Origin of the sequence: Flavobacterium sp. WC2421, assembly GCF_040822115.1 — a bacterium.
GTDB lineage: Bacteria > Bacteroidota > Bacteroidia > Flavobacteriales > Flavobacteriaceae > Flavobacterium.
The window spans coordinates 34240-55371 of record NZ_CP162004.1 but is presented as its reverse complement, the minus strand read 5'-3'; the positions used below and the strand labels follow the sequence as shown (position 1 = coordinate 55371).

Here is a 21132-nt window from a genome sequence, read left to right as displayed (position 1 = left end):
CTTAAATTGGTTTTTAAAGATGTAATGGTCGTAAAAGAAAAGTATAAATAAATTCTTGTTTATACACAAAAAATTACTTTTTAATCAAAATTTTGTCCATTGATGATAACAAATCAGACTGAAAGATTGAATTTTGCCTCTACAAAAAATATCCCGAACTATCCAGATTTTCTAGATGTTCAGGTAAAATCTTTTCAAGATTTTTTTCAATTAGAAACTAAATCTGATGAAAGAGGCAATGAAGGACTTTATAATACCTTCATGGAAAATTTTCCAATTACAGATACAAGAAACAACTTTGTATTGGAATTCCTTGACTACTTTGTGGATCCACCACGTTATACAATTCAAGAATGTATAGAAAGAGGTTTGACACATAGTGTACCTTTAAAAGCAAGGTTAAAACTGTATTGTACAGATCCAGAGCACGAAGACTTTGAAACAATTGTTCAAGATGTATATCTAGGAACAATTCCTTATATGACGCCAAGTGGTACCTTTGTAATCAATGGTGCTGAACGTGTTGTTGTTTCTCAGTTGCATAGATCTCCAGGGGTTTTCTTTGGACAGTCTTTTCATGCGAATGGAACAAAATTATATTCTGCCAGAGTAATTCCTTTTAAAGGATCTTGGATAGAATTTTCTACAGATATCAATAGCGTAATGTACGCTTATATCGACAGAAAGAAAAAATTACCTGTAACTACTTTATTCCGTGCAATAGGTTTTGAAAGAGACAAGGATATCCTTGAAATTTTTGACCTTGCTGAGGAAATTAAAGTTTCTAAAACAGGACTTAAAAAATATATCGGTAGAAAATTAGCTGCTCGTGTATTAAATACATGGCATGAAGATTTCGTAGATGAAGATACTGGTGAAGTAGTTTCTATCGAACGTAACGAAATAATCCTTGATAGAGATACTATTATCGACAAAGATAATGTGGAAGAAATCATCGATTCTAACGTTAAATCTATTTTGTTGCATAAAGAAGATGCTAATCAAGCTGATTATGCTATCATCCATAACACGTTACAAAAAGATCCAACAAACTCTGAAAAAGAAGCTGTTGAGCATATCTACAGACAATTGCGTAACGCAGAACCGCCTGATGAAGAAACTGCTCGAGGTATTATAGATAAATTATTCTTCTCTGACCAACGTTACAACTTAGGTGAAGTAGGTCGTTATAGAATGAATAAAAAACTTGGTTTAGATATTCCAATGGAAAAGCAAGTGCTTACCAAAGAAGATATCATAACTATCGTTAAGTATTTGATTGAATTAATAAATGCAAAAGCAGATATTGATGATATTGACCACTTATCAAACCGTCGTGTTAGAACAGTTGGAGAACAATTGTCGCAACAATTCGGTGTTGGTTTAGCGCGTATGGCTAGAACTATTAGAGAGCGTATGAACGTTAGAGATAACGAGGTGTTTACACCAATAGATTTGATTAATGCTAAAACATTATCATCTGTTATCAACTCTTTCTTTGGAACAAACCAGTTGTCTCAATTTATGGATCAAACGAATCCACTAGCTGAGATAACGCACAAAAGAAGATTATCTGCACTAGGACCAGGTGGACTTTCGAGAGAAAGAGCTGGATTTGAGGTTCGTGACGTTCACTATACACATTACGGACGTTTATGTCCTATTGAAACACCAGAGGGACCAAACATTGGTTTGATTTCATCTCTTGGAGTTTATGCTAAAGTAAACGGAATGGGATTCATTGAAACACCTTACCGTAAAGTAACTAATGGAGTTGTAGATTTAGAGTCTACTCCTATTTACTTAAGTGCTGAAGAAGAAGAAGGAATGTTAATCGCGCAAGCGAATATTGAAATGGACAATTCTGGAAAAATCATTGCCGAAAACGTAATTGCGCGTCAAGAAGGTGATTTCCCTGTTATTGATCCTGCTCAAGTAGATTATACAGACGTTGCTCCTAACCAAATTGCTTCTATCTCTGCTTCTTTGATTCCTTTCTTGGAACATGATGATGCGAATAGAGCCTTGATGGGATCTAACATGATGCGTCAGGCCGTACCATTAATTCGTCCTGAAGCTCCAATTGTTGGAACTGGTTTAGAGCGTCAAGTAGCTTCTGACTCTAGAGTATTGATAAATGCTGAAGGTCCTGGAGTTATTGAATATGTAGATGCTAATATTATTACTATTAAATACGATCGTTCTGAGGAAGAAAGAATGGTGAGTTTTGATACTGATGAGAAAACATACAATCTAATTAAATTTAGAAAAACCAATCAAGGTACAAGTATTAACCTTAAACCTATCGTAAGAAAAGGGGATAGAGTAGTTCTTGGACAAGTATTATCAGAAGGTTATGCAACTCAAAATGGGGAGCTAGCTTTAGGTCGTAACTTGAAAGTGGCGTTTATGCCATGGAAAGGATACAACTTTGAGGATGCGATTGTAATTTCTGAAAAAGTAGTTCGTGACGATATTTTTACCTCTATTCACGTTGATGATTATTCATTAGAAGTTAGAGATACTAAATTAGGTAACGAAGAATTGACAAATGATATACCAAACGTTTCTGAAGAGGCTACTAAAGACTTAGATGAAAATGGTATGATTAGAATTGGTGCCGAGGTTAAACCTGGTGATATTCTTATCGGTAAAATTACTCCAAAAGGGGAATCAGATCCTACTCCAGAAGAGAAATTGCTTCGTGCAATCTTCGGGGATAAAGCAGGTGATGTAAAAGATGCTTCATTAAAAGCTTCTCCTTCTTTACATGGTGTTGTTTTAGACAAAAAATTATTTGCAAGAGCAGTAAAAGATAAACGCAAACGTACTCAAGATAAAGATGCTTTAGGCGCTTTAGAAATGGAATTCGAAACTAAATTTGTTGAATTAAAAGACAAATTAGTTGAAAAACTTTTCTTAATCGTTAACGGTAAAACATCTCAAGGTGTAATGAATGATTTGGGTGAAGAAGTTTTACCAAAAGGTAAAAAATATACTCAAAAAATGCTTTATGCTGTTGAAGATTTTGCTCACTTAAGCAAAGGTCAATGGGTTGCGGATGACTCAACTAATAAAATGGTGAATGAATTAATTCATAACTATAAAATTAAGTTGAATGATTTACAAGGTGCATTAAGAAGAGAGAAATTCACTATTACTGTTGGAGATGAATTGCCAGCAGGAATCTTGAAATTAGCTAAAGTATATATTGCCAAAAAACGTAAGTTGAAAGTAGGGGATAAAATGGCTGGACGTCACGGTAACAAAGGTATTGTTGCTCGTATTGTTCGTCATGAAGATATGCCTTTCCTTGAAGACGGAACGCCAGTTGATATTGTGTTGAATCCACTTGGGGTACCTTCACGTATGAACATCGGTCAAATTTATGAAACGGTATTAGGTTGGGCTGGACAAAACTTAGGTAGAAAATTTGCTACTCCAATTTTTGATGGTGCTTCTCTTGACCAAATTAATGAATTGACTGACGAAGCTGGAGTGCCACGTTTTGGACATACACACCTTTATGATGGTGGTACTGGAGAGCGTTTCCATCAAGCAGCAACTGTAGGTGTGATCTATATGTTAAAATTAGGACACATGGTTGATGATAAGATGCACGCACGTTCTATCGGACCATACTCGTTGATTACACAACAACCACTTGGAGGTAAAGCTCAATTTGGAGGTCAACGTTTTGGAGAGATGGAGGTTTGGGCACTTGAGGCTTATGGAGCGTCAAGTACACTTAGAGAAATCTTGACAGTGAAGTCTGATGATGTAATTGGTAGAGCTAAAACTTACGAAGCTATCGTAAAAGGAGAGTCTATGCCAGAACCAGGATTACCTGAATCATTCAATGTATTGATGCATGAATTGAAAGGTCTTGGATTAGACATTAGATTAGAAGAATAATAATATTTAGTAGTTTTCAGCCTTGATTTTTTCGGGGCTGAATTCTCATTTTTAAGAGTTTTTAGGATTTATACCCGTAACCCGTTCCGATTTTTTAATGAACTAAATTTAGTTTTTAATTAGCACTTCAAGTCGTTTGAAGTTTAGAGAAGTAAGCCGAGGTAATGTTATAGTCGAAAGTTTGAAAGTCGAAAGTCCAAAGTCGTTTATGACTTTAAAAACTTTATGACATTTGACTTTAGACTAAAACGAGAATCAATTTTCAATTGCTAATAAATCAATAGTAAAAACTATGATGAATAATAGAAATAATAATAAAGATAAGAATCCTGTAAAAAGGTTTAATAAAATTTCGATTGGTCTTGCTTCTCCTGAATCTATCTTGAAAGAATCAAGAGGTGAAGTTTTAAAACCAGAAACTATCAATTACCGTACGCACAAGCCTGAGCGTGACGGTCTTTTCTGTGAAAGAATTTTTGGACCAGTTAAGGATTTTGAATGTGCTTGTGGTAAATACAAAAGAATTCGTTACAAAGGAATTATTTGTGACCGTTGTGGAGTAGAAGTTACTGAGAAAAAAGTACGTAGAGATAGAGTGGGTCATATCAATCTTGTTGTGCCTATCGCTCACATCTGGTATTTCCGTTCTCTTCCAAATAAAATTGGTTATATCCTTGGTCTTCCATCTAAGAAATTAGACATGATCATTTACTACGAAAGATACGTAGTAATCCAAGCTGGTATTGCTAAAAATGCAGAAGGTGAATCAGTTCAAAGATTAGACTTCTTAACTGAAGAGGAATATTTGAATATCTTAGATACACTTCCTGCTGATAATCAGTATTTAGATGATTTCGATCCTAATAAATTCGTTGCCAAAATGGGAGCTGAATGTATTATGGACTTATTAGCTCGTATTGATCTGGATGAGTTATCTTACCAATTAAGACATAGTGCTAACAATGAAACGTCTAAACAACGTAAAACAGAAGCATTAAAAAGATTACAAGTTGTTGAGTCTTTCCGTGAATCTAACTTGAACCGTGAGAATCGTCCAGAATGGATGATTATGAAAGTAGTTCCTGTTATTCCACCAGAATTACGTCCACTTGTGCCACTTGATGGAGGTCGTTTTGCAACTTCAGATTTAAATGATTTATACCGTCGTGTAATTATACGTAACAACCGTTTGAAAAGATTAATGGAGATTAAAGCTCCGGAAGTGATCTTAAGAAACGAGAAACGTATGTTGCAAGAATCAGTAGATTCATTATTTGACAATACTAGAAAAGCATCTGCTGTTAAAACAGAATCTAACAGACCATTAAAATCATTATCTGATTCCCTTAAAGGTAAGCAAGGACGTTTCCGTCAAAACTTACTTGGAAAACGTGTGGATTATTCTGCTCGTTCGGTAATTGTTGTTGGACCTGAATTGAAATTGTTCGAATGTGGTATCCCTAAAGATATGGCAGCTGAACTATACAAACCTTTTGTTATCCGTAAATTGATAGAAAGAGGTATTGTTAAAACTGTAAAATCAGCTAAGAAAATAATAGATAAGAAAGAGCCAGTAGTTTGGGATATCCTTGAAAATGTAATTAAAGGTCACCCAATATTACTGAATCGTGCTCCTACTTTGCACAGATTAGGTATACAAGCGTTCCAACCAAAATTAATTGAAGGAAAAGCAATCCAATTGCACCCTTTAGTTTGTACTGCATTTAATGCGGATTTTGATGGGGATCAAATGGCAGTTCACTTGCCGTTAGGACCAGAAGCTATTCTTGAAGCACAATTATTAATGTTGGCTTCTCATAACATTCTGAATCCTGCAAATGGTGCGCCAATTACTGTACCTTCTCAGGATATGGTTTTGGGTCTATATTATATGACCAAAGAACGTATCTCAACTCCTGAACACATTATTTTAGGTCAAGATTTGACTTTCTATTCTGCTGAAGAAGTAAATATTGCATTAAACGAAGGTAAATTAGAATTGAATGCTCGTGTTAGAATTAGAGCTAAAGATTTTAATGATGCTGGAGAATTAGTATATAAAATCATTCAAACTACTGCGGGTCGTGTATTATTTAATGAAGTAGTACCAGAAGCAGCAGGTTATATCAATGATGTATTAACTAAGAAAAACCTTAGAGATATTATTGGTCACGTATTAAACGCGACTAGTGTACCTGAAACAGCAGCTTTCTTGGATAATATGAAAGATATGGGGTATAAATTCGCCTTTAGAGGAGGATTATCATTCTCATTAGGTGATATTAGAATTCCAGAGCAAAAACCAAAATTAATTGCAGATGCTAGAGAGCAAGTTGAAGGTATCTCTGCTAATTATAACATGGGTCTTATTACAAATAACGAACGTTACAACCAAGTTATTGATGTATGGACTTCTGCAAATGCTCAGCTTACTGAATTAGCAATGAAAAACATTAGAGAAGACCAACAAGGTTTCAACTCAGTGTATATGATGCTTGATTCTGGAGCAAGGGGTTCCAAAGAACAAATTCGTCAGTTAACTGGTATGCGTGGTTTGATGGCTAAGCCTAAAAAATCGACCGCTGGTGGTGGGGAAATTATTGAAAATCCGATTCTTTCTAACTTTAAAGAAGGTCTTTCTATCCTTGAGTATTTTATCTCTACTCACGGTGCGCGTAAAGGTCTTGCGGATACTGCCTTGAAAACGGCGGATGCAGGATATTTAACAAGAAGATTGCATGATGTTTCTCAAGATGTTATTGTTAACATCGAAGATTGTGGAACATTAAGAGGTGTTGAAGTTTCAGCATTGAAAAAGAATGAAGAAATTGTTGAATCATTAGGAGAAAGAATTTTAGGGCGTGTTGCATTGCAAGATGTTATTAATCCTTTAACTAATGAAGTATTAGTACAATCTGGACAACAAATTACTGAGGCAATAATGAAAGTAATTGAAGCTTCTCCAATCGAGAAAGTGGAAGTTCGTTCGCCTCTTGTATGTGAAGCTCCTAAAGGTATTTGTGCTAAATGTTACGGTAGAAACTTAGCTACTGGTAAAATGACACAAAGAGGTGAGGCAGTTGGTGTAATTGCAGCACAATCTATTGGAGAACCAGGTACACAGCTGACATTACGTACTTTCCACGTTGGAGGGGTTGCGGGTGGTATTTCTGAAGAATCTAGCATCGTTACTAAATTTAACGGTAAACTAGAAATTGAAGATTTAAAAACTGTTAAAGGTGAAGACAATGATGGTAATGCAGTTGACATCGTAGTTTCTCGTTCAACTGAATTAAAATTAATTGACGAAAAAACAGGTATTTTATTAAATACTCATAATATCCCTTACGGTTCAAGTATTTTTGTAAAAGACGGTCAATCCGTTGCAAAAGGAGATGTAATCTGTAAATGGGATCCATATAATGGAGTTATTGTTTCGGAATTCACGGGTAAAATTGCTTACGAAGATTTAGAGCAAGGTCAATCATTTATGGTTGAAATTGATGAGCAAACGGGTTTCCAAGAAAAAGTAATTTCTGAGTCAAGAGCTAAAAAATTAATACCTACTTTATTGGTTTACGGTAAAGAAGGTGAATTGATTCGTTCTTACAACTTACCAGTAGGTGCCCACTTAATGGTTGAAAATGGGGAGAAAATTAAAGCAGGTAAAGTATTGGTTAAAATTCCACGTCGTTCTTCTAAATCAGGAGATATTACAGGAGGTTTACCAAGAATTACAGAGTTGTTAGAAGCTCGTAATCCATCTAATCCAGCTGTAGTTTCTGAAATTGATGGTGTTGTTTCTTTTGGAAAAATCAAAAGAGGTAACCGTGAGATTGTTATCGAATCTAAATTTGGTGACATCAGAAAGTACTTAGTAAAACTTTCAAGTCAAATTCTTGTTCAAGAAAATGACTTCGTAAGAGCTGGTGTACCTTTATCTGATGGAGCAATCACACCAGATGATATCTTAAGAATTAAAGGACCTGCTGCTGTTCAACAGTATTTGGTAAATGAAATTCAAGAAGTATATCGTTTACAAGGGGTGAAAATTAACGACAAGCACTTTGAAGTAGTAATACGTCAAATGATGCGTAAAGTGAGAGTTCAAGATCCTGGAGATACTTTATTCTTAGAAGATCAATTGATTCATACTAAAGATTTTATCGTTCAAAATGATAAGCTTTATGGTATGAAAGTTGTTGAAGAAGCTGGTGATTCGACTAACCTAAAAGAAGGTCAAATTATAACTCCTCGTGAATTACGTGATGAAAATTCATTATTAAAACGTAACGATAAAAATATTGTTGTAGCACGCGATGTTATTACTGCTACTGGTACTCCAGTTTTACAAGGTATTACGAGAGCGTCATTACAAACAAAATCATTTATTTCTGCTGCTTCTTTCCAAGAAACAACTAAAGTATTAAACGAAGCTGCTGTTGCAGGTAAAATTGATTACTTAGAAGGATTGAAAGAAAATGTTATTGTTGGTCATAGAATCCCTGCCGGAACTGGTATGAGAGAATACGATCACACGATAGTAGGTTCAAAAGAAGATTATAATGATATGATGGCTAATAAAGAGGAATATATTTATTAAGATATGAGTAATTCTAAACAACAACAGGAACAAATTAATATAGAGTTGGATGAAAAAACTGCTGAAGGAATTTATTCCAATTTAGCAATAATTAATCATTCATCTTCAGAGTTTGTTCTCGATTTTGTAAGTATCATGCCTGGTATTCCTAAAGCTAAAGTAAAGTCAAGAATAGTTTTGACTCCGCAGCATGCCAAAAGATTGTTGAAAGCAATTGGAGAAAATATTCATCGTTTTGAACTTGCCCATGGTGAGATTAAAGATACTGAACAACCTCCAATACCGCTGAATTTTGGTCCTGCAGGACAAGCATAATTTTTATTAAAGGCTCCATTTTTATGGAGCCTTTTTTGTTATATCTTATTATTGCAAATGGGATATTCGTAGTAAGTAGTAAATATTTGTTGTTAATGTGAAAATTAGTAGGTCAGTGAACGTACATATTAGCGTTTAAACTGTTCTTTTGTTAGTTAACGAGTTTAAGTGGTGTTCATCGGAAATATTTTTTAAAAGTCTAATGCGGTTGTATTTTTGCTAAAGAATAAGGAGCTAAATTAATAATCCTTATTGAAAAACAAAAATTATGATCAATTCAGTAGCTATAAATAACAAGATAAATTCAATAACATTATTTTTAATGTTTGCTTTTATTTTGTTGTCTAATGTTTCATTTTCTCAAACTCAAATTGTTAATTCTTTAGTATCAAATACTACAGAATCTACTAATGAGGTTAAACAAGAAAATAACAAAGCAGCTAATATGGAATTTGTTCTTTGGTTCATGGGTTCAAAACAAGATCCAAACAGTACAATATCTACTGAGGGTATAAATACAAAAAAACAAATTATGACTTCTGGGTTGGCACCTAATCGTTTATTGATTAAAGCTTTCTTGAAAAAAGCAGTGAATTTTGAAAGTGCTTTAGCATAAACAAAATAAAATTTAAAAGGGATAAAAAAAACGCTAATGTGAATTAGCGTTTTTTTTTGTTCTTGTATTTTTTATAACCTTATTCAAATTCTGATGTAAAGAATAATTTTACACTTGGGTATTTGTTTTGAGTCATTTGGATTGTAAAGTCGGAATCAGCTAGAAAGACTAATTGTCCGTATTTATCGTGCGCTAAGAATTTCTGTTTGATTCTTTTAAATTCTTTAAACTCATTGTTTTTAGCATCATCTGGTTTTACCCAACATGCTTTGTGTACAGGAAAGTTTTCATAAGTACATTTAGCACCATATTCATGTTCTAGTCGGTATTGGATTACTTCATACTGAAGTGCACCTACAGTTCCAATGATTTTACGGTTATTCATTTCAAGTGTGAACAACTGTGCAACCCCTTCATCCATCAATTGATCGATACCTTTATCCAGTTGTTTTGCTTTCATTGGATCTGCATTATTAATGTATCTAAAATGCTCTGGAGAGAAACTAGGGATTCCTTTAAAGCTCATGATTTCTCCTTCGGTTAAAGTGTCGCCAATTTTGAAATTTCCTGTATCGTGAAGACCTACAATATCTCCAGGATAAGAGATGTCTACAATTTCTTTCTTTTCTGCAAAAAAAGCATTTGGACTTGAGAATTTTAAATTCTTTTTCTGACGTACATGATAATAGGGTTTGTTTCTTTCAAATGTTCCAGAAACAATTTTTATAAAAGCAAGACGGTCTCTGTGTTTTGGATCCATATTTGCATGGATTTTAAATACAAAACCAGACATTTTTTCTTCTTTTGGATCTACTAATCTTGTTTCGGATTCTTTTGGTCTAGGTGAAGGTGCAATAGCAACAAAACAATCTAGTAATTCTCTTACCCCGAAATTGTTCAATGCCGATCCAAAAAACACGGGTTGTAGTTTACCGTCTAAATAGTCTTGACGATCAAATTTTGGATAAACTTCATCAATCAATTCTAGTTCTTCACGTAAAGTATTTGCAGGTTTTTGACCTATTATTTTTTCTAATTCAGGGTTTTGAACATCAGAAAAAGCGATTGTTTCTTCAATATTTTTACGATTGTCTCCGCTAAATAAATTGATGTTTTGTTCCCATAAATTATAAATACCTTGAAAGTCATACCCCATTCCTATTGGAAAACTAAGAGGTGTGACAGTAAGTCCTAATTTTTGTTCCACTTCATCCATCAAGTCAAAAGCATCTTTTCCCTCACGGTCCATTTTATTAATAAAAACGATGATAGGAATTTTTCGCATTCTACAAACTGCGACTAATTTTTCTGTTTGTTCTTCAACCCCTTTTGCTACGTCAATTACAACGATAACACTGTCAACAGCGGTTAAAGTTCTAAAAGTATCTTCGGCAAAATCTTTATGCCCAGGAGTATCAAGAATATTGATTTTTTTATCTTGGTAATTAAAAGCCAAAACAGAGGTAGAAACCGAAATTCCTCTCTGACGCTCAATTTCCATGAAATCACTCGTAGCTCCTTTTTTAATTTTATTGTTTTTTACTGCACCAGCTTCTTGAATTGCTCCTCCAAAAAGCAACAATTTTTCTGTTAGTGTTGTTTTACCTGCATCGGGATGCGAGATAATTCCGAAAGTTCTTCTTCTTTGTATTTCTTTTAAAAAGCTCATATTTACTGTAAATAGTTTGCAAAAGTACTATTTATAAATGCTAATAAAAAAAAATGAGGCTCTCTTTTAGAATAGCCTCATTTATAATTATTGCAAACTCGATTTCAATAAGTTAAAAGGACTATTAATGCAGTACTTCTAATAAAGAATAATGCTCCTATAAAATTTTGTTAATAGTAGAGTGGAAACTTGTATTATGTAATTGAATTGTTATTTTTGTTCGTTTTAATTATGGGAAAAGGTTTGTAAGAACATTTTTATTTCTTGATACTTATAGCGTATATTTGGTCGCGAAAGTAAAGACTTCTATAAATAAATTTTGAAGAATTGAGGAACAGAATCCTTTGCCGTAATATAAATTTCAAATAATGCTATTAAATAAATTACAAATGAAGTCCATAAATAATAAAATTGCGCTTGTTTTTTTTCTTTTACTATTTTCAAGTACAATTTCAAGAGCTCAAGAGATAATTAAAGACAGTGTTATTGTTCCTGTTAAGAAAATCCAATCCAATCAAAGACAAAAAATAGACGGTGTAGTTGCTACTGTAGGGGATTATATTATATTGGATTCAGATATTGATAAATCGTATTTAGAAATTTCAAGTCAAGGAGGTTCAATTAAAGATATAACAAGATGTCAGATGTTAGGAAAACTAATGGAAGACAAACTGTATGCGCATCAAGCAATTCAGGATAGTATTAAAGTAACTGATGCTGAAGTAAAAGGGATGTTGGAAGATAGATTAGCCTATATGGTAGGTCAAATTGGATCTCTTGAAAAAGTAGTAAAATACTATAAAAAAAATTCAGAAGAGGAGTTTAAAAGTTACTTTTTTGATATTTTGAAAGAGCAAAAATTAACTTCTGAAATGACAAAAAAGATTGTTGAAGGAGTTGAAATTACACCAGAAGAAGTTCGTAATTTTTTCAAAAAAATACCTAAGGATGAATTGCCTCTTTTTGGTGCAGAAATGGAAGTAGCGCAAATCGTAATTACTCCTAAAGTTTCGGATGCTGAAAAACAAAAAGTAATTGATAAACTTAATGGGTTTAAGAAAGAAGTAGAAGAAGGTTCTAGTTTTGCAACTAAAGCAGTTTTATACTCTAAAGATCCTGGGTCAGCTACAAATGGAGGTTATTATAAAATGAATAGAAAAACAGCTTTTATTAAAGAATTTAAGGATGTTGCTTTTAGTTTGCAAGAAGGGGAGATATCGGCTCCGTTTGAAACTATTTACGGGTTTCATATTATATACATAGAGAAAATTAAAGGACAAGAAATTGAATTACGCCATATATTATTGACGCCAACAGTTTCTGACGAAGCTATTAATGAAGCTAAAGAGAAGATAAGTTTAATTAGAAGTAAAATTGTAGATAAAAAAATAACTTTTGCAGAAGCGGCTAGAACAGAATCTGATCAAAAGGAAACTAAAGCAAATGGTGGTGTTTTGATTAATCCAAAAACGCAAGATACGCGTTTCGAATTGACAAAAATGGATCCTAGTCTGTATGGTCAAGTTTCAAATTTAAAAGATGATGCGATTTCACAACCTATATTGGATACGGATGAAAACGGTAAAAAAAGTTTTAAGCTTATTACTGTGACAAATAGAATCAACGAACATGTTGCGGATTATGCCACCGATTATCTTAAAATAAAAGAGTTGGCTTTAAAAGAAAAACAAATTAAAGCTGTTGGAAAATGGTTTGATGAGAAAATAAATGAAACGTATATTAAGGTTCTTGGTGAATACAGAGATTGTGATTTTACCAATAACTGGTTGAAGAAAAAATAATTTTTATAAAATAAATAAAAAGAGTTAGCTTTATGGATTTTCATAGCGTTAACTCTTTTTTAATTTAAATAGGTTTATAAATGTCTGATGTAGCAGCAATACATAATTTAGTACAGAAACGGAACGATCTTAAAAACGAAATCGCCAAAATAATAGTGGGTCAAGATGCAGTAGTAGATCAAATTTTACTCTGTATTTTTTCTGGAGGTCATGCTCTTTTAGTTGGTGTTCCAGGATTAGCAAAAACATTGTTAGTAAATACACTGGCTCAAGCTTTAGGGCTTCATTTTAAAAGAATACAATTTACACCAGATTTGATGCCTTCCGATATTTTAGGTAGTGAAATATTAGATGAAAATCGCCAATTTAAATTTATAAAAGGACCTATTTTTTCGAATATCATTCTTGCGGATGAAATCAATAGAACACCTCCAAAAACACAAGCCGCTTTATTAGAAGCGATGCAAGAGCGTTCTGTTACAATAGCAGGTGAGAATTACAAACTGGATCTGCCTTATTTCGTTTTAGCTACACAAAACCCTATTGAGCAAGAGGGAACTTATCCGTTGCCAGAAGCGCAGTTAGACCGCTTTATGTTTGCTATAAAATTAGAATATCCTTCATTTGATGAAGAGGTAGAAGTGGTTAAAAGAACTACTTCTGATGTGAGTTCAAGTATTAATCCTCTTTTTACGGCTCAAGAAATAATAGACTTTCAGCATTTGATACGTAGAATACCAGTTGCCGATAATGTTGTTGAATATGCAGTAAGTTTGGTTTGTAAAACACGTCCTGATAATGCTTTGTCTGATGGGTTTGTTAAAAATTATTTAGATTGGGGTGCAGGACCTAGGGCATCACAAAATTTAATTTTAGCTGCCAAAGCTCATGCCGCTTTCAACGGTAAATTTTCGCCAGATATTGAAGATGTCAAAGCCGTGGCAATTGGCATACTTCGCCATAGAATTATCAAGAATTACAAAGCAGATGCTGAGGGGATAACTGAAGAGATTATAATCTCAAAGTTACTTTAAAATGAAATTTATTAGCTGGTTTGTAGTTGGGTTTTGAATAGAACTACAACGTTTTCTTGTTGAGTGTGATTTTTGCTTTTTAGAAAAAATACTAATACAAATGTTTGATTACGGATTAATCATTTTAGTGTTAAATTTTTTCTATTTTACTAATTATACGCATTAAAAATCAGTATTAGATAATAATAATTTTTGAAAAGGGCACCTCTATTAAATTTTTTTAATTCTCATCTTTAATATGTAAATTTGCACTTGAAAAAACAAAAATCACCTATATATAATGGCTTTTTGATATTGAAATTATCAATGGAATCTGCTATTAAAATTGAAAAAGACTTCTATTATGAATACGTATCAGGATTACATCCAAGAGATTGAAGAAAGAAAAAACCAAGGACTTAACCCAAAGCCAATTGATGGTGCTGAATTACTAAGCGATGTTATTTCGCAAATTAAAGATTTAAATAACAAGGATAGAGAAAGTTCTCTTGACTTTTTTATTTATAATGTGGTACCGGGTACTACTCCTGCGGCAGGTTTAAAAGCTAAATTTTTGAAAGAAATTATTTTAGGAGAATCAGTTGTTGCTGAGATTACTCCTGCTTTTGCTTTAGAGTTGTTATCACATATGAAAGGTGGAACTTCGGTTGAAGTGTTGCTAGACTTAGCTTTAGGTGCTGATGCTGCTATTGCAAAAGATGCTGCGGCAGTATTAAAAACACAAGTTTTTCTTTATGAAGCAGATACTGATCGTTTAGAAGAGGCTTATAAAAGCGGTAATGCTGTAGCAAAAGAAATCTTAGAGAGCTATGCTCAAGCAGAATTCTTTACAAAATTACCAGAAATAGCTGAAGAAATTAAGGTAATTACTTATATCGCTGGTGAAGGAGATATTTCAACTGATTTACTTTCTCCAGGAAACCAAGCACACTCAAGATCGGATCGTGAATTGCATGGTAAATGTTTGATTTCTCCTGAAGCACAAGATGAAATTAAAGCATTGGCAGAAGCTAATCCTGATAAAAGCGTTATGTTAATCGCTGAGAGAGGTACTATGGGCGTAGGTTCATCAAGAATGTCAGGTGTTAACAACGTGGCATTATGGACAGGTAAAAAAGCAAGTCCGTATGTTCCATTTATCAATATTGCTCCAATTATTGCCGGTACAAACGGTATTTCACCAATTTTCCTAACAACTGTTGGGGTAACAGGTGGGATTGGGATTGATCTTAAAAACTGGGCTAAAAAATTAGATGCAGAAGGAAATGTTGTCGTTGATGCAGCAGGAGAGGCTATTCTTGAAGAAGTGTACTCTGTTGCTACAGGAACTGTTCTTACAATCAACACAAAGACTAAGAAATTATATAATGGGGACAAAGAATTGATTGATATTTCATCTTCTTTAACTCCTCAAAAAGTGGAATTTATAAAAGCGGGTGGGTCTTATGCTATCGTTTTTGGTAAAAAATTACAAACATTTGCTTGTAAAACTTTAAATATTGATATACCTCAAGTGTACGCTGCATCAAAAGAAATTTCTATTGAAGGACAAGGTCTAACTGCAGTTGAAAAAATATTCAATAAAAACGCTGTTGGAACTACTCCAGGTAAAGTATTGCACGCTGGTTCAGATGTGCGTGTTACCGTAAATATTGTGGGTTCGCAAGATACAACTGGTTTGATGACTTCTCAGGAGTTAGAGTCTATGGCTGCTACTGTGATTTCGCCAATTGTTGACGGTGCTTATCAATCAGGGTGCCACACTGCTTCAGTTTGGGATAATAAGTCTAAGGCAAATATCCCTAGATTAATGAAGTTTATGAACGACTTCGGTTTGATTACTGCACGTGACCCGAAAGGAGAATATCTTGCAATGACGGATGTTATTCATAAAGTATTAAATGACCTTACAGTTGATGACTGGGCAATTACTATTGGTGGTGACTCTCATACCAGAATGTCTAAAGGAGTTGCTTTTGGTGCTGACTCAGGAACCGTTGCACTTGCATTGGCTACAGGTGAGGCTTCTATGCCAATCCCGCAATCTGTGAAGGTAACTTTCAAAGGGGAAATGAAGGAATATATGGATTTCCGTGATGTAGTTCATGCTACTCAATCTCAGATGCTTCATCAGTTTAAAGGAGATAACGTGTTCCAAGGACGAGTTATTGAGGTACATATTGGTACTCTTACAGCTGACCAATCCTTTACATTTACGGATTGGACTGCAGAGATGAAAGCGAAAGCTTCTATCTGTATTTCTGAAGATGCTACATTAATCGAATCTTTAGAGATTGCAAAAGGTAGAATCCAGATCATGATTGATAAAGGAATGGATAATAAAACACAAGTTCTGAAAGGATTGATTGCTATTGCTGATAAGCGAATTGCGGAAATCAAATCAGGTGACAAACCAGCATTGACTCCAGATGCAGATGCTAAGTATTTTGCTGAAGTTGTTGTTGATCTTGATGTGATTGCAGAGCCAATGATTGCAGATCCAGACGTAAATAATATTGATGTTTCTAAACGATATACGCACGATACAATTAGACCACTTTCTTTCTATGGTGGTGATAAAAAAGTAGATCTTGGTTTTATAGGTTCTTGTATGGTTCACAAGGGAGATATGAAAATTCTTGCTCAAATGCTTAAAAACATAGATGAGCAACAAGGTAAGGTAGAGTTCAAAGCACCGCTTGTAGTGGCGCCACCTACTTATAATATCGTAGATGAACTTAAAGCAGAAGGAGACTGGGAGATTTTACAGAAGTATTCTGGTTTTGAATTTGATGATAACATACCTAAAGCGATAGCACGTACTTCATACGAAAAAATGTTGTACTTAGAACGTCCAGGATGTAACCTATGTATGGGTAATCAAGAAAAAGCCGCCAAAGGAGATACGGTAATGGCAACTTCTACACGTCTTTTCCAAGGGCGAGTTGTTGAGGATACTGAAGGTAAAAAAGGAGAGTCATTACTTTCGTCTACACCTGTTGTAGTTTTATCCACAATTTTAGGTAGAACTCCTACTATAGAAGAATACAAAGTAGCTGTAAAAGGAATCAATTTGACTAAGTTTGCACCTCCTCATAAGCAATTAGTTAGGTAATTGTTAATCTTTATTAAATATATGAAAAGTCTGAGTTATTAACTCAGGCTTTTTTTTATAGCTCCTCATTTTTTTGTATATTGTGGTGTTTAAAATTGAACAACAAAAACACTTATATATTATGGCTTTTGATATTGATATGATTAAAAAAGTGTATGACAACATGGCTGCTCGTGTTGATGCTGCACGCGAGGTAGTGGGTCGTCCGCTAACTTTAACAGAGAAAATTTTATATACCCACTTGTGGGACGGAAAGGCAAAGCAAGCGTACGGACGAGGAGTTGATTATGTTGACTTTGCTCCAGATAGAGTAGCTTGTCAAGATGCAACTGCTCAAATGGCTTTGTTGCAATTCATGCATGCAGGTAAGAAAACGGTAGCGGTGCCTACAACGGTACATTGTGATCACCTAATTTTGGCGAAAGTAGGTGCTGAGAAAGATTTAGCAGTAGCAAAACAACAGTCAAGTGAAGTTTTTGACTTCCTTTCTTCTGTTTCAAATAAATACGGAATTGGATTCTGGAAACCTGGTTCGGGGATTATTCATCAAATCGTTTTGGAGAATTATGCTTTTCCAGGCGGAATGATGATTGGTACTGACTCTCATACTGTGAATGCAGGTGGATTAGGTATGTTGGCAATAGGTGTTGGTGGAGCTGATGCCGTTGATGTAATGTCAGGTATGGGATGGGAATTAAAATTTCCTAAATTAATTGGTGTTAAGTTAACTGGAAAGTTATCTGGTTGGACTGCTCCAAAAGATGTGATCTTAAAAGTAGCTGATATTCTTACTGTAAAAGGGGGAACTGGTGCTATTGTTGAATATTTTGGTGAAGGTGCTACTAATATGTCTTGTACTGGTAAAGGTACAATTTGTAATATGGGTGCCGAAATTGGAGCTACAACTTCAACATTTGGTTATGATGATTCTATGCGTAGGTATTTATCTGCAACGGGTCGTCAAGATGTAGTGGATGCTGCTGATAAAGTGGCTGATTATTTAACAGGCGATCCTGAAGTTTATGCTAATCCTGAGCACTATTTTGACCAAGTAATTGAAATAAATTTATCAGAATTAGAACCACATATCAATGGGCCTTTTACTCCAGATAGAGGTACTCCAGTTTCTAAAATGAAAGAAGAAGCTGCTGCAAATGGATGGCCTATAAAAGTAGAATGGGGATTAATTGGTTCTTGTACCAACTCTTCTTACGAAGATATGGCTCGTGCAGCATCTATCGTAAATCAAGCTGTTGAGCATGGAATTACTCCAAAAGCGGAGTTTGGAATTAATCCAGGTTCAGAGCAAATTAGATTTACAATTGAAAGAGATGGTATAATTGCTACATTTGAAAAAATGGGTACAAAAGTATTTACAAATGCTTGTGGACCATGTATTGGACAATGGGATAGAGCAGGAGCTGATAAACAGGAGAAAAATACAATTGTGCACTCTTTCAACCGTAACTTCTCAAAAAGAGCAGATGGTAACCCAAATACACATGCTTTCGTAACTTCACCAGAGATGGTAGCTGCGTTAGCAATTTCAGGAAGATTAGATTTCAATCCATTAACGGATACTTTATTGAATGATAATGGAGAAGAAGTGAAATTGAAAGCTCCTTATGGTGATGAATTACCAAAAAGAGGATTTGATGTTGATGATAATGGATTTCAAGCGCCTGCTTCCGATGGTTCTGGTGTTAAAATAGTGGTTAGTGAAACATCTGATAGACTACAATTATTAGCTCCATTTGATGCGTGGGACGGAAAAAATATTACAGGAGCTAAATTGCTTATTAAAGCATTTGGTAAATGTACAACGGACCATATTTCTATGGCTGGACCATGGTTGCGTTTTCGTGGACATTTAGATAATATTTCTAATAATATGTTGATTGGTGCAGTAAATGCGTACACACAAAAAACAAATTCAGTTAAAAATCAATTAACAGGTGAATATGATGCAGTTCCTGCAGTTGCTCGTGCATACAAAGCAGCTGGAGTCCCTTCCGTTGTTGTTGGAGATCATAACTATGGTGAAGGCTCTTCTCGTGAGCATGCTGCAATGGAACCTCGTTTCTTAGGAGTAAAAGCAGTACTAGTAAAATCATTTGCTCGTATCCATGAAACGAATCTTAAAAAACAAGGACTTTTAGGATTGACTTTTGCTAATGAAGCAGATTACGATAAAATCCAAGAAGATGATACAATCAACTTTATTGATTTAGTCGATTTTGCTCCAGCGAAACCAATATCAATAGAATTTGTTCATGCTGATGGAAGTAAAGATATTATCTTGGCTAACCATACATACAATGAAGGGCAAATTGGTTGGTATGTTGCTGGATCAGCATTAAACTTAATTGCAGCTGAAGCTTAATTTTTAGTTTTATTATATATTTAAAAACGCTCTGTGAAAACAGAGCGTTTTTTGTTTGTAATCTTATCAAGTTATAAAGTTTTTAAGTGGTAAATTTTTGTAATAGTAAATTCATTTAGATCAATACTGTAAAGATTAGCAGATGGGCTCTTCGAATAATAGTTTTCTATTGAACCCCCAAGTAAATATATAGTATCATTATAGAAATACAATTGAGAAGTCTTCATGGGTAAGTCAATTAAGTATTCCTTTAAAATATTGGAATTGAGGTCCAATGTGATAATTTTCCCGTTTTCAAATATATATATCGTATCATTATTTACTGTCAAAGCAGGTTTTTCCATTGCATATGGTAGATTGCCAATTGTATCCCACTTCCCAGTTAGTAAATCGAGAGTTGTAATTTCTGTTAATGGTTTATTGTCGTAGCCACCAATTAAATAAATTTTGTCTCCTACTAGAACACCGGATGTTTCCTTTGCAGTAGGCATGTCTTCTAGTTTGTACCAATATCCAGATTTAGTATCATAGTTGTGAACTTCTTTGGAATATATTTTCTCCCCTTTTTCATTTGATTTTGTGGATCCTCCCAAGAGGATTATATTATCTTTATAGGTAAATGAAGAAAAATTGGTGGCTTGGTGTGGATTTGTTTTATCAATTTCAATTGTTTTATTTTTCAAATCGTATACTTCAATAGTATTTTCTAAATAATCATAGACACCATTTCTAGATCTTCTTCTGCCACCTATTACGTATATTTTATTGTCATAATAATTAAGATTATGATACGCTCTTTTTCTGAAGTCAGCTGTTGATTTTTCCCAATAATCTTGTTTTATGTTGTAAATATATAAATTGCCTGAAAATGCAGTACCACTGAACTGCGTAGCTAATTCTCTCATATAATCTTCCAAAGTAAAGTCGGGGTTTTCGTATTGCAATTTTTTGAAAGCATCTGATTCAAATGAAGTATCACCACCAATTACGTATATTTTACCATCAATTAATACAGAGCCAAAAGAGTAAATCCCTTTTTTTAAGTTGCTTAACTTGGTGAAGCTAATTTTACTTTTTAAATTTTTGGTACTGTATATAGTCGTTTCTTTTAAATTTTCAATTTCAGTTTCTAGTTGGATAGAAAAATTATTTTTTTTGAATTCTGAAATAAGAATTCCTTTTGTAATATAACCTATATGCGAAAAATAGATGGAATCATTATATTGAATTTCATTTTTCAATTTTAAGTTAAATTTGCCGTCTTCATCCGTTAATGCAGTTGCCGTTGTTTTTTGGGAGGTAATATTGACATCCTCAATACCTAGGTTTGTGTTTTTATCTAGGACAACTCCTTTTATACTTTGTGCGTACGTAAGTAAAGAGGAAAATGTAAAAAGGAATATTAATTTTTTCAAAGCATTAATTTTAATATGAGATTCTAATTTAGAATTAAAAGTAAGGATAATATGACTGTATTTTAAAAAGTTTTTTTAATTTTTGAGGTTTGTTAAATTCTATATAAAGAGTTGTTAAAAAAATACGATATTTGTATTAATTGGTTAAATTCGCTTTTATCAAATGATTTTTTTGATTTTTTATAATTTAAAGTATAAAAAATAATTGATTTTTATTAAAGTTTTTTTATATATTGCTGGTAATTAAGGTGTTGTTTTTTGTATG

At 33.8% G+C, this 21132-nt stretch carries 10 protein-coding genes; 8 read left to right on the top strand and 2 right to left on the bottom strand.

From position 1 onward, the window contains the following. The first annotated feature begins 102 nt into the window (after positions 1 to 102). From rpoB to AB3G33_RS00210, 4 genes are all read left to right on the top strand, one after another. Complete coding sequence (rpoB, locus tag AB3G33_RS00225; RefSeq protein WP_367771745.1) at positions 103 to 3915, top strand: DNA-directed RNA polymerase subunit beta; 3813 nt, start codon at positions 103 to 105, stop codon at positions 3913 to 3915. 292 nt (positions 3916 to 4207) lie between these two features. Then, a complete protein-coding gene (rpoC, locus tag AB3G33_RS00220; protein WP_367754850.1) occupies positions 4208 to 8518 on the top strand; it encodes a DNA-directed RNA polymerase subunit beta' in 4311 nt (1436 codons plus the stop codon). Between the two features lie 3 nt (positions 8519 to 8521). Continuing rightward, the gene (locus AB3G33_RS00215; protein WP_331578288.1) at positions 8522 to 8833 is read left to right on the top strand and encodes a DUF3467 domain-containing protein; all 312 of its coding nucleotides are present in this window, start codon (positions 8522 to 8524) and stop codon (positions 8831 to 8833) included. Between the two features lie 268 nt (positions 8834 to 9101). Next, a complete protein-coding gene (locus AB3G33_RS00210) occupies positions 9102 to 9449 on the top strand; it encodes a hypothetical protein (RefSeq protein WP_367771742.1) in 348 nt (115 codons plus the stop codon). Between the two features lie 79 nt (positions 9450 to 9528). On the opposite strand, the gene AB3G33_RS00205 is transcribed toward AB3G33_RS00210, so the two are convergent. Beyond that, on the bottom strand, positions 9529 to 11118 hold the full coding sequence (locus AB3G33_RS00205) for a peptide chain release factor 3 (RefSeq protein WP_367771740.1): 1590 nt from the start codon (positions 11116 to 11118) through the stop codon (positions 9529 to 9531). A gap of 368 nt (positions 11119 to 11486) precedes the next feature. Here AB3G33_RS00205 and AB3G33_RS00200 point away from each other — a divergent pair, with 368 nt between their 5' ends. From AB3G33_RS00200 to AB3G33_RS00185, 4 genes are all read left to right on the top strand, one after another. Continuing rightward, positions 11487 to 12920: a peptidylprolyl isomerase gene (locus AB3G33_RS00200; protein WP_367771737.1), complete on the top strand. Its 1434-nt coding sequence runs from the start codon at positions 11487 to 11489 to the stop codon at positions 12918 to 12920. Between the two features lie 80 nt (positions 12921 to 13000). Then, complete coding sequence (locus AB3G33_RS00195; RefSeq protein ID WP_367754840.1) at positions 13001 to 13954, top strand: AAA family ATPase; 954 nt, start codon at positions 13001 to 13003, stop codon at positions 13952 to 13954. Between the two features lie 343 nt (positions 13955 to 14297). Then, on the top strand, positions 14298 to 17069 hold the full coding sequence (locus tag AB3G33_RS00190) for a bifunctional aconitate hydratase 2/2-methylisocitrate dehydratase (protein ID WP_367774172.1): 2772 nt from the start codon (positions 14298 to 14300) through the stop codon (positions 17067 to 17069). Positions 17070 to 17190: 121 nt separating this feature from the next. After that, positions 17191 to 19452 (top strand): aconitate hydratase, encoded by a 2262-nt coding sequence (locus AB3G33_RS00185; RefSeq protein ID WP_367771735.1) that lies wholly within the window; start codon positions 17191 to 17193, stop codon positions 19450 to 19452. A gap of 71 nt (positions 19453 to 19523) precedes the next feature. Here the strand turns inward: AB3G33_RS00185 and AB3G33_RS00180 are convergent, their stop codons facing one another. After that, positions 19524 to 20867 (bottom strand): kelch repeat-containing protein, encoded by a 1344-nt coding sequence (locus AB3G33_RS00180; RefSeq protein WP_367771733.1) that lies wholly within the window; start codon positions 20865 to 20867, stop codon positions 19524 to 19526. Between the last annotated feature and the right edge of the window lie 265 nt (positions 20868 to 21132).